This window comes from Idiomarina sp. 017G, assembly GCF_004362265.1.
In the GTDB taxonomy this organism is placed as follows: domain Bacteria; phylum Pseudomonadota; class Gammaproteobacteria; order Enterobacterales; family Alteromonadaceae; genus Idiomarina; species Idiomarina loihiensis.
The window spans coordinates 136,648-151,249 of the sequence record NZ_SNWT01000001.1; the positions used below are offsets into that span (position 1 = coordinate 136,648).

Annotated in this window: 12 protein-coding genes; 7 read left to right on the forward strand and 5 right to left on the reverse strand. The window is 46.6% G+C overall.

Going from position 1 to position 14,602, the window contains the following annotated elements:
* The first annotated feature begins 7 nt into the window (after positions 1 to 7).
* Complete coding sequence (gene nqrM / locus DEU30_RS00690; RefSeq protein WP_011234294.1) at positions 8 to 220, forward strand: (Na+)-NQR maturation NqrM; 213 nt, start codon at positions 8 to 10, stop codon at positions 218 to 220.
* A 56-nt stretch (positions 221 to 276) separates the two neighbouring features.
* The gene (locus tag DEU30_RS00695) at positions 277 to 2,394 is read left to right on the forward strand and encodes an aminotransferase class V-fold PLP-dependent enzyme (protein ID WP_114981576.1); all 2,118 of its coding nucleotides are present in this window, start codon (positions 277 to 279) and stop codon (positions 2,392 to 2,394) included.
* Positions 2,395 to 2,407: 13 nt separating this feature from the next.
* On the opposite strand, the gene DEU30_RS00700 is transcribed toward DEU30_RS00695, so the two are convergent.
* Both DEU30_RS00700 and DEU30_RS00705 read right to left on the reverse strand, forming a co-directional pair.
* Entirely contained in the window at positions 2,408 to 3,478 is a 1,071-nt protein-coding gene (locus DEU30_RS00700) for a hypothetical protein (RefSeq protein WP_114981575.1), read from the reverse strand.
* Between the two features lie 81 nt (positions 3,479 to 3,559).
* On the reverse strand, positions 3,560 to 4,312 hold the full coding sequence (locus DEU30_RS00705) for a YciK family oxidoreductase (protein WP_114981574.1): 753 nt from the start codon (positions 4,310 to 4,312) through the stop codon (positions 3,560 to 3,562).
* Positions 4,313 to 4,497: 185 nt separating this feature from the next.
* On the opposite strand from DEU30_RS00705, the gene DEU30_RS00710 reads away from it, so the two are divergent.
* From DEU30_RS00710 to DEU30_RS00720, 3 genes are all read left to right on the forward strand, one after another.
* Positions 4,498 to 6,867: a VolA/Pla-1 family phospholipase gene (locus DEU30_RS00710; protein ID WP_110012658.1), complete on the forward strand. Its 2,370-nt coding sequence runs from the start codon at positions 4,498 to 4,500 to the stop codon at positions 6,865 to 6,867.
* Positions 6,868 to 6,939: 72 nt separating this feature from the next.
* On the forward strand, positions 6,940 to 7,938 hold the full coding sequence (gene sohB / locus DEU30_RS00715; RefSeq protein ID WP_011234289.1) for a protease SohB: 999 nt from the start codon (positions 6,940 to 6,942) through the stop codon (positions 7,936 to 7,938).
* A 96-nt stretch (positions 7,939 to 8,034) separates the two neighbouring features.
* Complete coding sequence (locus DEU30_RS00720) at positions 8,035 to 9,318, forward strand: dicarboxylate/amino acid:cation symporter (RefSeq protein ID WP_011234288.1); 1,284 nt, start codon at positions 8,035 to 8,037, stop codon at positions 9,316 to 9,318.
* Positions 9,319 to 9,362: 44 nt separating this feature from the next.
* Here DEU30_RS00720 and miaE read toward each other — a convergent pair whose 3' ends face one another.
* Positions 9,363 to 10,145 carry a tRNA isopentenyl-2-thiomethyl-A-37 hydroxylase MiaE gene (miaE, locus tag DEU30_RS00725; protein WP_114981573.1) on the reverse strand — a complete coding sequence of 261 codons (783 nt, stop codon included), beginning with the start codon at positions 10,143 to 10,145 and terminating at the stop codon, positions 9,363 to 9,365.
* A gap of 198 nt (positions 10,146 to 10,343) precedes the next feature.
* Here miaE and DEU30_RS00730 point away from each other — a divergent pair, with 198 nt between their 5' ends.
* On the forward strand, positions 10,344 to 10,943 hold the full coding sequence (locus DEU30_RS00730) for a Yip1 family protein (RefSeq protein ID WP_011234286.1): 600 nt from the start codon (positions 10,344 to 10,346) through the stop codon (positions 10,941 to 10,943).
* An 87-nt stretch (positions 10,944 to 11,030) separates the two neighbouring features.
* Here DEU30_RS00730 and DEU30_RS00735 read toward each other — a convergent pair whose 3' ends face one another.
* Entirely contained in the window at positions 11,031 to 12,575 is a 1,545-nt protein-coding gene (locus tag DEU30_RS00735) for a leucyl aminopeptidase family protein (protein WP_114981572.1), read from the reverse strand.
* A gap of 28 nt (positions 12,576 to 12,603) precedes the next feature.
* Complete coding sequence (gene cysS / locus DEU30_RS00740; RefSeq protein WP_114981571.1) at positions 12,604 to 13,983, reverse strand: cysteine--tRNA ligase; 1,380 nt, start codon at positions 13,981 to 13,983, stop codon at positions 12,604 to 12,606.
* A 117-nt stretch (positions 13,984 to 14,100) separates the two neighbouring features.
* Between cysS and DEU30_RS00745 the strand changes: the two genes are divergently transcribed.
* On the forward strand, positions 14,101 to 14,598 hold the full coding sequence (locus DEU30_RS00745; RefSeq protein ID WP_110012653.1) for a peptidylprolyl isomerase: 498 nt from the start codon (positions 14,101 to 14,103) through the stop codon (positions 14,596 to 14,598).
* Positions 14,599 to 14,602: the final 4 nt, after the last annotated feature.

The following is a 14,602-nucleotide window of genomic DNA, read 5'->3' on the forward strand; positions in this document are numbered from 1 at the left end:
AGTTTTAATGCAAACCTTTATAATGGTATTCGCCTTATTCATCATCGTTGTGCTGGCAATGGCCGTTGGCTATATTGTACAGCGCAAGACAATTTCCGGCAGCTGTGGTGGTATCGGCGCTCTGGGTATGGAAAAAGCCTGTGACTGTGATGAACCATGCGATAAGCGAAAAGATAGAATGAGAAAGGAACAAACCTGGAAAGAAAACCAGATTCATTGACCCTTTTAGTCATAAAGGTTATAAACATATAACTTTTAGTTAATTTGGAGGGTGGCATGAAACCAATAGATATTCAGACAAACGCAAACGAACTTTATCTGGATTGTAATGCTACCACTCCGGTACTTCCCGAAATTATCCAAGCTGTTTCGCATACGATGGAAACAGTTTTTGGTAACCCTTCAAGTAGCCATATTACGGGCTTAAAAGCTCGTTATATTCTGGATACCACGCGTCAGTTAGCTCGTAAAATTGTTGGTTTGCCTTCAGGGCGGCTTATTTTTACCAGTGGCGCGACAGAAGGCATTCAGACGGCCGTGGTTTCTGCAATTAATGCAGCTATGCAGGTTGCTCCCGATAAGCGAAAAAAATACCTGCTGTATGGTGCCACGGAACACAAAGCCGTGCCCCAAGCTTTAGCTCACTGGAATCAGTTACTTGGACTGGAGGCAGAGCTTGTTGCCATTCCGGTTGATAAACAAGGCCTGTTGGATAACCAGTTTATTGCTGAGCATGTCAAAGATGCTGCCATGATATGCACTATGGCTGTTAACAACGAAACCGGTGTTATTCAGAACTTAAAACAACTGGAAAAGACAATACGTCAGCATAGCCCGGATGTACCCTGGATGGTTGACTGCGTTCAGGTACTAGGGAAAAAAGCTCTTAATTTAGATGAAACAACCATTGATTACGCTCCGTTTAGTGGCCATAAGCTTTATGGCCCCAAAGGTATCGGGTTTATGGCGGTTCGGGATTCAGCACCTTATACCCCTTTAATTATTGGTGGAGGGCAGGAGTCAGGCCTGCGTTCCGGAACCGAAAACTTACCCGGAATAGCAGCATTAAATGCGTTATTTGAATTGATGCTGGATGGCAGTAACCGTCGCTTTCATAGTGAAGCTAAATTACAGAATTATCGATCTCAGTTGGTTGAAGCCCTGCGGTCAGCTTTTCCCTCTATTGTATTTAATCATGATTTTGAGCTGTCGGTTCCTACGACGCTGAACTTCTCCGTAGAAGGAGTTGCCTCGCGCGATATTATGGATGTTTTTGACGCCTGTCAGATAAGAGTGAGTTCAGGCTCTGCATGCAGTTCTAAGGTAACAAAAAGCTTTGTTTTAGACGCTATGGGGCTGGAAGAGTGGCGCAGCGGTTCCGCTATTCGATTATCTTTTGGTCCGGCAACGCGACAAGAGGAAATTACTGAGGCTTGTGTACGTATAAAACAAGCTGCTGACGCATTAAGAAATTCCTGTCTAATTGTTGCGGACACGAATAACGATAACGACGCTCAGTTAGATGGTGTTGTGCAACTGAAGTACGATGATCATTGCTGTTACCTGGTGATAGATAAGCAAGCTAAAGAAATAGCCGTTATCGATCCTCATCCGGCTTTGGCTGGCAGAATTGAAAATATTGTCAGCTGCCAGCACTATCGAGTGAAAGCTGTGGTATCGACATCAGCTGATTCAATTACCAGCCAGTCCATCGAGTTGTTATTGCCAATACTTATGCCTGACCAGTCTATAGACGAGTATGATGTATTTGGCTGGCCGCATTCTGCGGCCGATTCGTGCGACGCGGTTCCGGTTGAGTGCGAAGGCAGCGTCATTGGCTGTGTGAGTATTGGTGAGCGGCGTTTATTTCGAGTCGGTAGCCGTAATCCGGTTTATGTATTAAGTGAATCAGCCACACTGAAAAGTCGGGTTGCATCAGACTTTTTATTTACGGGGGCTGAGGCAGCATCAAGCGCTTATGAGTGTTTTATCGGAGAGAATACGCTTATTTGCCCGGGACAGGATTCGGAGCACCATATTGTTTACACTCCTTGTGAATTAAACGGCGACTGTCGTGTTGATGATGGCGTTAATATTCCGGTCGGAGATACTGACGAATTCTGGCATCGCGATGATTTGTTAATTGTTGATGTGCGAGAGCGGCAGGAGCACGTGTTGTCCGATATTCCCTGTAATGCAGAGGTGGTTAATGTACCATTGACTGAAGTCATTCAGTTTATACACAGTAACTCACACTTGCGAGAACGCGATATTATTTGCTTATGTCGCTCGGGCAACAGAAGCCAGGTTGTCGCTAACGTGCTTAAGCGGCACGGATTTAATAGCCGTCACTTATTAGGTGGGCTGGCTTTATTAAGTTCTCCAGCCGCTTAATGTACGTGAACTGTTAGAGCTTAGGGCGCTGTTGCGGCGCCTGCCATTGCAAACGGCCAACGTAGCCGTCTTTACCAACCAGCCAGCAACTGATATCCCCATGACACTGAATATTCCAGATGTTGGCATCAGAGAGCTTAAACCATTTCTTAGTTTGTAGGTTAAGTGCCGCCGCGCCCTGGGGGTTAGACGTTAGTAACCAGGAACCGTTGTGATCGATAAGGCTCAAGCTATAAAGAGCGCCTTTAATTGGTGGCCCGGGCAAGGCTTCAAATTCGTTATTTTGATAATGCCATAAACGATTTTCATCGCCAGAAGCATCATTTAAGTCACCACCAGCAATATAAAAGGTTTTATCGTCAATAGGCCACACACTGGTAATGCCCGCCATAGGGCCTGCTTCCATTGGTGTTTCTACCACACGAAAGCGAATGCCAAACGAGCCTTTAATTAATACTCGAGCTTTATCAGCATTACCCGTTGCAATCATCCAGTTGTCGTTATTAAAGCGGGCACAGCTGCCACTTGAGGCGAAACCACCTTCATTAGATTGAGGCGGCTCGGCGACCGCGCTGCGAACTTGCATCCAGTTGCGACCATCGGCACTGCGTACCATCCGCCATTCATCTCCAACACTGTCGCCATGTACCCAGGCTTCGCCGCTAGGAGAAAGTGCCATGCAGTTGAAGAAGCTGTCCGCTTCGCCGCGATAACGCAGACGCCAACTGTTACCACCATTCTCAGTATAGTAAATACGTGACTGACCTCCTGTACCAACACTTAATGCATAGGCGCGGCGGTCATCAATAGCTTCAATATCGCGAAAATCCAGATCATTAGGTCCGGGTTGAAAATACTCCCAGCTTTTCCCTGAATCTGTGGTTCTGGCTACGGTTCCTTTCTCACCGGAGATCCAAATAGTATCGCGACTAACAGGACTTACCCCCACCCATTGTTGCTGGCGGACGTTATCAAAAATTTCGATTTCCGGAGGCTCAGCAACTGCTGACAAACTGAACAATGCGCTGAAAGGCAAAGCGAGCCTAAGTATATTAACGGCTCGCTGCTGTAGCTTCGATGTCATAGACGTAACCTAATTAATTATGCATGTTATTGAGTGTAACACGTTTCCTTTTTACCGATACGTCAGTTCGAAGCTGCCGGTTTACTGGGCGTCGAAACACAATCCATTATCAGAAATGCTGTCGTCACTCATCAGATACAAATAAGTCGGCATCAGATCTTTTGGTGTTTTAAGTGACTTCGCGTCTTCTGCCGGATACGCTTTTGCACGCATCGCTGTGCGGGTCGCGCCGGGGTTAATGACGTTGGTGCGTAATTTGGTATCTTCATACTCGTCGGCAATAACCTGAGCCATACCTTCTGTAGCAAATTTACTGACAGAATATGGTCCCCAGAATGCCCGGCCTTTTCTTCCTACGCCGGAAGACGTGAAAACTAAGGAGGCATTCGGAGACTTTTCCATTACCGGAATCAGTGCCTGAGTCATGGCAAACTGACCCGTTACGTTAACCTGCATAATGTCGTCCCAGCTGTCTTTCTCAATGTGCGTAAAAGGGGACAGAATGCCAAGCAACCCAGCGTTATGCAGTACGCCGTCAAGTTTACCGAACTGATCGGCAATGGTCGCTGCCATATCGCGGTAATGATTTTCTGTCGCGCCTTTAATATCTAGCGGAATAATTGCCGGTTGTGGGCTTCCCTGAGCGATAATTTCGTCATAGACCGACTCCAGCTTGCTGACCGTACGCCCCAGTAAAATAACTGTAGCACCATGTTCCGCGTAGCTCAGAGCGGCTTGACGACCAATTCCGTCGCCTGCACCAGTAACTAAAATAACCTTATTTTTCAATAATTCAGGGCTTGCCTGATAATCATGTACGGTTTTAATTTCCATAACAGTTTCTTAATACCATTGGACTGTGGTCGGGTGAGTGGGCTATTGTAACGATATTCGAGTAACTTCTCAGCAAACGAACGAAAAATCGGTAAAAAGCCTTTCATCTTATTTGATACAGGTGTATAAAAATCGTTAAGAGAAGACGTAAAATAACAAATCATAAAAAGAATTGAGGATACCTCATGAAGAAATTATTACTTCCGCTTGCAATTGGTTCTGCACTTAGCCTTGTAGGCTGTGGTAGCGGTGACGAAGCTCCTGTTACAGAAACTGAAGTTAGTGTTGCTGCGTCTCGCGTAGTTTTTGATCCGTCGAATGGTGCTTTACCTGTACCAACAAACATACTCTTAAGCGGATCAGTTGACGGTACGTTGAATTTGCCGGTTGAAGATGCGTCAGATATAGCAAACCCTCAGGTTGCTATCAATGGGCTTGATGGCTGGGGTACGCACTCAACCTTAACTTTTAATTTCTCATTACCAGTTGATGAAAACGGTGAGAAAGTCACTATTGAAGCTGCGAGCCTGGAAGCTCAGGGTTCAATACGGGTATTTGAAACGATTCAGGGCGGCAGCGCTGTTTCTGAGCAATGTGCCGCTGCAAATCCTGCGGCTGTATGTGCCGTAACAGGTGAGCTTGAACACAATACCGACTTTACGGTTAAAGCAACGGGTGAGGGCAGTGTTGCCGTTGTACCACTGCGTCCATTCAAACCTAAAACCGGTTACCTGGTGGTATTGACCGACAATATTCAAGACTCCCTCGGTCGCGATGTTAAACCATCACAAACCTATACATTAATGAAGCGTAATGCCGATGAGAAGCCTGTTTCAGGTGATGCAAGTGCAGTCTCTCTGCAGCGCCTGGTTAACAGTTATGAAGGTTCTTTAGAGCAGTTTGGCGTTGATCCTGAAGGCGTGATTTACAGCTCGAACTTTACTACACAGTCTGTGGGTGATGTTTTGGGCGCGACTAAAAGTTTACTAGGACAACGGGTTTCGGCTTCTAATCCACCAGTGCTTCAAGCCGTTTCTCAGGGGATTACTTTGAATACGGTTTTGTCCGGCGCAGGAATTACTGATCCGAACGTTCTGGCTGTAGCAAGTGCAGCAAAAGTTTATGGAGGGCAGGTAGACTTACCTTATTACTCGCCGTTACCTACTACAGAGAACCCAAATGCACCTTTGACAGGACGGTGGACGGCTCAATGTGATAGTCCGGCTGCTATACTAAATGCTTTGCAGGCTGGTGAAATTGATGCTGCAGCTGAGGGAATCAGTGCTGCAATGATTGATGATCCAAAATTGATGCTGCCGCCTAACGACTGCTTTGATATTGAAGGTGTTGATGAGGAACGCAATTTAACTCGATATAATCCTATTCCTGCAAATCAGGGCGATCAGACTATAGAAGCGTTTATTACCATTCCTGATTTGGCAACGGCAAATGGCGTGCGAGCTACAATGGGGCTTGATCCTTTAACCGCTCCGGCCAATGGTTGGCCTGTTATTATCTTCCAACACGGTATTACGGGCGAGAAAGAAAATGCTGCAGCAATAGCGGGGACTTTCGCAGTAGCCGGATTTGCGACTGTTGCCATCGACCATCCATTGCATGGCGGGCGTGCATTTGATGTCGACAATGACGGCACTGATGATATCGACGCATCCAGTGAAAGTGGCGTTACCGCTTATATGAACTTAAGCAGTTTATTAACGACACGAGATAACTTGCGTCAGTCTATTACTGACCTTATTGGGCTTCGTCTAAGTTTGAATTACTTTCAGGATGCGGGTGCTACAGAAGAACTAAACGGTCAGGATGTGCATTTTGTTGGACATTCTTTAGGCGCAATTGCCGGAACTGGTTTCACAGCCTTAGCTAATACGTCTTTCGGTGAAGACAGCCCGCTTGCGGCTCTTGATGGACAGTTTTCTGTTCAAGCCTCAAGTTTAGGTATGCCAGGTGGTAGCATAGCGAGTTTCCTATTGGCTTCTGACAGCTTCGGACCGACTATTAAAGCAACTTTACTCTATTCGTCTAACCCAGAGTTTAAAGCGGCGGCCGACCAGGCTATCGCTGGCGGCGCGACTCTTGAAGAATTCTACGCAGGATTTATGGCACAAGCGTCAGAACAGCAAGTTGCGCAAATTAATGCAACTCTTGAACAGTTCGCTTTTGCGGCTCAGACCGTTATCGATTCAGGCGACCCTGTTAACTATGCAAGTAGCGTAGTCGCATCGGAAACACCTGTACTTATGATTGAAGCTGTAGGTGATGCAGTAATTCCAAACGCAGTTGAAAATAAACCTTTGGCAGGTACCGAACCTCTAGCCGGATTACTAGGTTTAGAGGGCATTTCTGAGACAACAACACCTGATGGCAATTCAGTGTCGGGCATCGTTCGTTTTGGCGGTGATGCAGAGCACGCTTCATTAGTTAGTTCAGAATCGTCTGCGGCGGTTACGGCTGAAATGCAGCAACAAATCGCATTTTGGTTTGCATCTGATATGATGCAAGTGACAATCAGCGACGCAGATTTGGTAGAATAATCTCAGGTTATTGAACACTTGGTATTCAAAGGCCGGCAGTTATGCTGGCCTTTTTCGTTTTAGGAGAGTGGTATGGATTTTGTTGCTGATATTGGAGGTTTTTTACTAAAAGCCGCTATTATTGTGGTGGCTGTTGGTTTTATTGTGGGCCTTATTGCTCAGGCGGCGCAGAAACAGAAAAAGAGTAAAGGTGACTTACAAGTCACGCATTTATCTAAAGAGCTGAATGAGCTGAGTGAACAATTGAAAATTGAGCTTATGGATAAAAAAGCTCAGAAAAAAGCACTGAAAGCGTTAAAGAAAAAGAAGGCTGTGCAGAATAAAGAGAAACGTCTTTTTGTTATTGATTTTAAAGGCAGCATGGATGCAAAAGAGGTCGACAGTTTACGCCATGAAGTCAACGCTATTCTAAACTTGGCCACCGAGAAAGACGAAGTACTGGTAAGGCTGGAAAGCGGCGGTGGTGTGGTTAATGGTTATGGTCTGGCGGCGGCTCAGTTGCTGCGTTTAAGAGAGCATAACTTAACCGTTAATGTTGCTATAGATAAAGTGGCTGCAAGCGGCGGTTATATGATGGCCTGTGTTGGTCATAAGCTCATGGCGGCACCTTTTGCCTTTATCGGTTCAATAGGCGTGGTTGCGCAAATACCGAATTTTCATCGGCTTTTGAAAAAGCATAATGTCGATTTTGAGCAATTAACCGCGGGTGAATATAAGCGCACTTTGACTATCTTTGGTGAAAATACTGATGAAGGGCGTCGTAAGTTTAAACAGGATTTAGAGGCCATTCACCGTCAGTTTAAGTCTTTTGTTCAGGAAAATCGTAGCGAGCTGGATATAGACAAAGTAGCAACAGGCGAGGTCTGGTCAGGTCAGGAAGCAAAAGAGCTTGGCTTAATTGATGAAGTGATAACCAGTGACGCGTGGTTAATGAAACAGCATAAAGGTTTTGACGTATTAAAATTACAGTATGTTATCCGTAAACCGCTAAGTGAACGTTTTGCGAAAGGTATGTCTGTTATTATTCATACCTTAAAATCTTCCTTAACCCGGTCAGATGTCGCACAATAGAAGGTGTTCAGCGAGGCTTACAGTTTTATAGCTGCTTATTTAAAAGCTTTCTGCTAGGCTGTCGCAGTTTTTTAGAATGAATAATAAAGGACGCTTATGAGCGAAAAGAAAAAACTCAGTCTGACTAGCCGCATTGTTATCGGCATGGTCGCTGGGATCATTCTCGGTACCATTATTCGTTACGTTGCCGGTGATAATGCCTGGGTTTCTTTGTATTTAACCAATGGTCTTTTCGACGTTGTTGGTCAAATATTCATTACCTCTTTGAAAATGCTGGTTGTGCCATTAGTGTTTGTATCACTGGTGGTCGGAACCTGTTCCTTAAGTGACCCTAGTAAGCTTGGGCGCTTAGGCGGAAAAGCAGTGGGCATGTATATGGTCACCACGGCCATAGCAATTACTTTTGCAATTGGCTCGGCAATTCTGGTGCAACCGGGCTCGGGTATTGAGCGTGCTTCAGATGCCAGCTTTGAGCCCAGTGAAGCACCATCGGTCAGCGAAGTCATTGTTAATTTGTTTCCCGACAACCCCATTAACGCGATGGCTGAAGGCAATATGCTGCAAATTATTGTGTTTGCATTGCTGTTCGGTATTTCTATGGCCCTGGTTGGTAAACCGGGTGAACGTTTGAAAGGCTTTTTCGATGATTTGAATTCGGTCATCATGAAGTTGGTTGTTATTTTAATGAACCTGGCGCCTTATGGTGTATTTGCGTTAATGGCTAAGCTGTTTACGGAAATTGGCGTGGAAATGATAGGCAGTCTGGCGAAGTACTTCCTGCTTGTGCTGTTTGTGCTGCTCGCTCATGGTTTAATTGTTTACCCCTTATTTATGCGCGTTCTGGCACGGGTTAAGCCGGGTATCTTTATGCGTAAGATGCGAGACGCTCAACTGTTTGGCTTTAGCACAGCAAGCAGTAATGCGACTATGCCTATCACATTAGAAACCGTTACCCGTCGTTTAGGTGTTAGTAACAGTGTCGGTTCCTTCACTGTGCCGCTGGGCGCTACCATCAACATGGATGGTACGGCTATTATGCAAGGTGTTGCTACCGTCTTTATTGCGCAGGTTTATGGCCTGGACTTAGGCGTTGCTGAATACCTGATGGTGATTATGACTGCGACGCTCGCGTCTGTCGGTACAGCTGGCGTGCCCGGGGTTGGGCTTATCATGCTAGCCATGGTGCTGCAGCAAGTTGGTTTACCGGTTGAAGGTATTGGCCTTATTATCGGTGTGGATCGCTTGTTGGATATGACCCGAACCGCAGTTAACGTAACCGGTGACGCGATGGTCAGTTGTGTGGTTGCGCGCTCAGAAGGCGACTTTGATGAAGATGTTTATTATGACAACGACGCTGGCAAAAAGCTGGAAGAGCTCTAACGGCTGACGTTTTTCCGGTTATTACTTTGAGAGCCGGTGCACACTCAAGCGTGCACCGGTACTCCTGAGTGAAAACGTAGCTCAGTATCTTCAGACATAATCAATTCTGCTTCCCACTCTCTGAACTGATTAACCCGCTCGGTAATGTCCGTATCGCTTAGCTTCTGCGCTAACTCGAGGTAATCTTGATAATGGCGTGCTTCTGAACGTAGCAGGGACACGTAAAAGCGAGCTATATCCTCATCCAGATAAGGAGCCAGTGCGGCAAAGCGCTCACAAGAGCGCGCTTCAATAAGAGCGCCTATAATTAACTTATCAATTAAGGCCTGCGGCTCGTATGTACGTACATGCCGGATCAGGCTGGCCGCATAACGCGATGCGCTGAGCTTATAAAGGGGCACATCACGCGCCTGCATTATTTCAAGAACCTGCTGGAAGTGATGTAGCTCTTCCCGAATTAAACGGGACATTTTATCAATAATTTCGTCGGCGTATGGTTGTGACTCTGCGGCTTGTAAAGCGTGAGACAGCTTCTTGCTTTGTTTAAGTTGTTGAAAATCTCCGATACCGCGATAAACCAGGTCTTCGTATGGCTGCAGAGCGTCAAGCAGGGTTTGTCCGTGATCTTTATTAACGGCATAACGGCGCAGCAATAAGGCTGCACTTTGAGCCGCTTTTAGCTCACAGTGCAAATGATCCAGTAAGATGACGGGCAGATTCTCAGCCAGCGACGCTTGCTTAACCCACTCAGGAGGCGTTCGGCAAAGTAAAAACGAGTGTATTGGGTCGAGTAGATTTAGATAGGGTTCGACGAGACTATAGTTCACAGCGATCCTTCTTGGCGTAAAAGGTGTAATAAGAAATTAACAACTAACCCTTTGTTCTATAACAAAAGGCCTTGACAGAATACCGGTGGTGCTGAATATTAGATACATGGGGTGAATTTTTCAGCAGTACCCGCATCAAAAATTATAACGTATTTACGAATTTGGCGGTATGACCGCGAACTATGGGGAAGTGAAATTATGATACTGAATCATATTTGGGGTTTATACGCCCATCCAGCGCAAGAGTGGAAATCGATAGACAGCAAGCGTGAGAGCTTTCTTTATTCGTGTTCTCATATTTTACTGATAGCAATATTACCTTGTCTGGCAGCTTACTACGCTTCAGCTCATATCGGCTGGAGTGTTGGTGCCCGCGAGTCTATTTATCTTACCCAAAGCAGTGGCATCATGCTTGGCGTTGCAATGTATATTGGTATTTTGGGAGCCACGTTTGCGTTGGCTTACTTAATTTACTGGATGGCAAAAACCTTTGGTGCTGATCCCAGCTATACGAAATCGCTTGAATTAGCAGCTTACGCGGCAACTCCGGTTATTATGTCGGGGATAGCGTCAATTTATCCTGAGCTGTGGTTTGTTGCTTCCGTTTTTCTTATTGGTGTGGCTTATTCGGTTTACCTGCTTTACTCAGGCCTACCGGTTATTATGCACATTCCGGAAGAACGTGGCTTTCTGTACGCGAGCTCGGTAGTGACCGCAGGTCTTATTGCTATGGTTGTATTAATGGCAACAACCGCCATTTTATGGACCAATGGTTTTGGGCCAGATTTTATTTCTTAAGGTAAATGCTAAATAAAAAAATGCCCGGTTCTGTTTAACCAGAACCGGGCATTTTTTATTGTTTTCAATAAAGTGCTTTCGTAAAAGTTATTTCTTCAGGTAATGACCCGCCAGACAAGTAACCGGAGCTGCTGTTGGTTTGCCGTGTTGCCAGTCTCCGCCTTCCACACCGCTACCGGCAATATCAATATGGATATAACTTATTGGGTGCTCACTATCAATGCCATGATTGTCCAGACCGGACACCCCGGTCAGAAATGCCATTGGGAACTGGTGTCCACGTGGCGTAGCGGCAGAAGGACCGTTGTTAGATGACAAGAGGTCATCGCACAAGGTACGGCCTTTAACAAAGTCAAAGTCTTCACGACGTGACCAGGATATTTCTGTTGGGTCACCATAGGTTTCGCCTGCATTGAATAGAGCCTGAGCCAGATTTTGACGACGTGCATGGCCATTGGGTACCAGAGCGCTGTATGGACCTTTTGAAAGGGCTGCGTGGCCTGTCAGAGTTGCTACCGTATACAATTCGTGTTCGCCATCACTTTTTGCCGCTTCTTCGCGCAAATGCGACAACAAGTCGGCCATTATCAGACGGCCTTCGGCATCGGTATTACCAATGCGGACACGCTTGCCGCTGTGGCCGGTAATAATTTCATCAGCAACAAAAGCATCCGAACCAATGCTGTTACGTACCGCGCCTATCTCAGCAACCACATTAAGGTGTTCTGGCTGTAATTCCGAAACCGTTTTTAAGAAGCCGGCAACGCCTGCGGCACCACCTTTATCTCGACTCATACCAGCCATATGACCACCGGTTTTTAAGTCAGCACCACCGGTATCGTAAACAATACCTTTACCGGCAAACATGACCGTACGTTCCGGGTTGCTGCCGTGATACTCAAGGCGAATAACACAAGGGCGGTGACGCTCCACAGCCATTGATGAGCGACCAACGGCTGCCAGCAAAGGGTACTCATGTTGGAGTTGCTGGTAGTCATCGATAACCGTGACCTTAACCGAAGTGTGCGCAAAAGCCTGGCGGCAATACTCAGCGAATTTGGGTGGTGCCATACGCTCAGGTTCGGTACCTGCAAGATCGCGAGCAACGCGTTTACCGGCTTCAACTGCCATAGCCCATTCAACGTCAAGCTCTCCAACTAAAATGACGTTCTGAGTCGGTTCAATGGCTTCTTCACCATGAGCTTCACGAGCTTCCAGTGGCTGGTAAAGTGCCTGACAAAAGCCAAGGTAAGCGGCTAAAAAGGCTTGTTGGTAACGTTCGTCATTGATATTGACATTATTCAGTGCAATAACCGGGTGGCGGGCGCCGGCATCCTGTGCAACTTTTGCTGCTGCATGTGCCGCATCGAAAACTTGACGGACATCGTCAAAGTCACGGTTTAACGGCCCGGTAGGCGCCGCGACCAAACGCTGGCCCGGAACACCGTCTGCTTTTAACAGCAACGGCTGTTTGCCCACTCTTTGATCGGTGATTTGTGCCTGCTGGATAGTTTCAGCCAAAGCAGAGTCGTCAATAGAATCAAAATTTCCAATTAAGATAAGTGCGTCGGCACCATCTTTTGAGTATGCGTCAGCCAGTGAGCTGACGATTTGCAACTGTGCAAATGCCATAGGTAAAACCTCTTAATCAGTTTGTCGGTTAAGCGCGACGCCAGCGGGTGCCTTCAGCACCATCCTCTAAAACAATACCCATGTTGGTTAGTTCATCACGGGCTTCGTCTGCTGCAGCCCAGTCTTTATCTTCCCGGGCCTGGTTACGCTTGGCGATCAACGCTTCAATTTTGGCGACATCGTCGTCGTCACCTTGTAAAAACTCTTCCGGAGACTGTTGCAGCAGCCCCATTACCTCAGCCAGCTCAAGCAAAACGTGCGCTAACTGCGCGGCTGTGTCCGGAGCACTCTCGCGGTTGCGGTTAATTTCCCGGGCAATTTCAAATAACACACTCATGGCTTCCGGTGCGTTTAAGTCATCGTCCATTGCCTGCTGAAAGCTCTGCCAGTATTTGCTACGCAGTTCTTCGCTGGCGGTTTGCGGTGTTATGTCACGCAATGCGGTGTATAAGCGCTCCAGAGCGGAGTGCGCCTGATCCAGATTTTCCTGAGTATAGTTCAACTGCGAGCGATAGTGGCTCGACAACAGGAAGTACCGCACCGTTTCCGCGTCGTATTGTTCCAGTACGCTGCGAATCGTAAAAAAGTTACCCAGTGACTTCGACATTTTTTCATTGTCGACCTGCACCATACCGCTGTGCATCCAGTACTTTACGTACTCAGATTGATTTGCGCAGCAGCTTTGAGCTATTTCATTTTCATGATGAGGAAAAGACAAGTCAGAGCCGCCACCATGAATATCGAAAGTGCTGCCTAAGTGCCTCTTATTCATTGCTGAACATTCAATATGCCAGCCCGGGCGACCTTCGCCCCAGGGCGAAGACCAGCTGGGCTCTCCGGGTTTAGCACCTTTCCAGAGCACAAAGTCGAGCGGATCTTGCTTGGCTGCATCAACATCAACCCGCGAACCGGCTTGTAATTGCTCTAAGTCCTGACGACTGAGCTTGCCATAATCGTTAAATGTGGAAACATCAAACAGAACGTCGCCGTTACCGGCTTCATAGGCGTTGCCGTTTTCAATAAGGCGTTCAATCATCTGGATAATTTCATCCATATGACTGGTTACACGTGGTTCAATATCGGGACGGACTAAGTTCAACGCGTCAAAATCTTTGTGCATTTCCCGAATAAAACGCTCAGTCACCTGATGAAAATCCTCTCCGTTTTCTGCTGCACGTTTAATGATTTTATCGTCTAGATCAGTAATGTTGCGGACGTATTTAACGCTGTACCCCAGCTTGCGCAGATAGCGCACAACAATATCAAAAGCGACATAAGTTCTGGCATGGCCAATATGGCAGTAGTCGTAAGTGGTAACACCGCACACATAAATACCCACGAGGCCGGGTTGAATAGGCTCAAATAACTGCTTTTTGCGGGTGAGGGTGTTAAATACGGTTAATGCCATAAATAGTGTCTCTTACTTTTAAACGGTTAGCGATGAAAACTGGGGGCTTATGATACCACCTATGGTACGGCTCTGGTACACTATTGGCTGGTTTAGTCAATGAAACAGGTACATTCAATGCAAGTCGTTTTACATACCAATCATGGTGATATCACTTTAGAAATGCACAATGAAACCGCGCCTAAGACTGTAGATAACTTTTTACAGTATGCCCGTGACGGTTTTTATGACGGCACAATTTTTCACCGTATTATTAGTAACTTCATGGTGCAGGGCGGTGGTTTTGAGCCCGGCATGAAGCAAAAAGAAACACGCGCGAATATTGAAAACGAAGCGCCGGCAGCAAAACCCAATGTGGTTGGCTCGGTGGCTATGGCGCGCACGCCCGATCCTCATTCCGCATCGTCTCAGTTTTTCATTAACGTGAACGACAATGCCTTTTTAAACTTTCAGAATGAAACACCGAATGGCTATGGTTATTGTGTATTCGCTGAAGTTGTTGAAGGTATGGATGTGGTAAACACCATTAAAGACGTGAAAACCGGTTCAGCGGGCTTCCATCAGGACGTGCCGGTTGAAGACGTGGTTATTGAAAGTGTGTCGGTTAAAGACTGATTCC

Excerpts from the sequence above, each read along its gene's own strand:
- DEU30_RS00745 (WP_110012653.1), top strand. The coding sequence starts at position 14,101 with ATGCAAGTCGTTTTACATACCAATCATGGTGATATCACTTTAGAAATG.
- DEU30_RS00710 (WP_110012658.1), top strand. The coding sequence starts at position 4,498 with ATGAAGAAATTATTACTTCCGCTTGCAATTGGTTCTGCACTTAGCCTT.
- DEU30_RS00695 (WP_114981576.1), top strand. The coding sequence starts at position 277 with ATGAAACCAATAGATATTCAGACAAACGCAAACGAACTTTATCTGGAT.
- sohB (WP_011234289.1), top strand. The coding sequence starts at position 6,940 with ATGGATTTTGTTGCTGATATTGGAGGTTTTTTACTAAAAGCCGCTATT.
- cysS (WP_114981571.1), bottom strand. The coding sequence starts at position 13,983 with ATGGCATTAACCGTATTTAACACCCTCACCCGCAAAAAGCAGTTATTT.
- DEU30_RS00700 (WP_114981575.1), bottom strand. The coding sequence starts at position 3,478 with ATGACATCGAAGCTACAGCAGCGAGCCGTTAATATACTTAGGCTCGCT.
- nqrM (WP_011234294.1), top strand. The coding sequence starts at position 8 with ATGCAAACCTTTATAATGGTATTCGCCTTATTCATCATCGTTGTGCTG.
- DEU30_RS00705 (WP_114981574.1), bottom strand. The coding sequence starts at position 4,312 with ATGGAAATTAAAACCGTACATGATTATCAGGCAAGCCCTGAATTATTG.
- DEU30_RS00720 (WP_011234288.1), top strand. The coding sequence starts at position 8,035 with ATGAGCGAAAAGAAAAAACTCAGTCTGACTAGCCGCATTGTTATCGGC.
- DEU30_RS00735 (WP_114981572.1), bottom strand. The coding sequence starts at position 12,575 with ATGGCATTTGCACAGTTGCAAATCGTCAGCTCACTGGCTGACGCATAC.
- DEU30_RS00730 (WP_011234286.1), top strand. The coding sequence starts at position 10,344 with ATGATACTGAATCATATTTGGGGTTTATACGCCCATCCAGCGCAAGAG.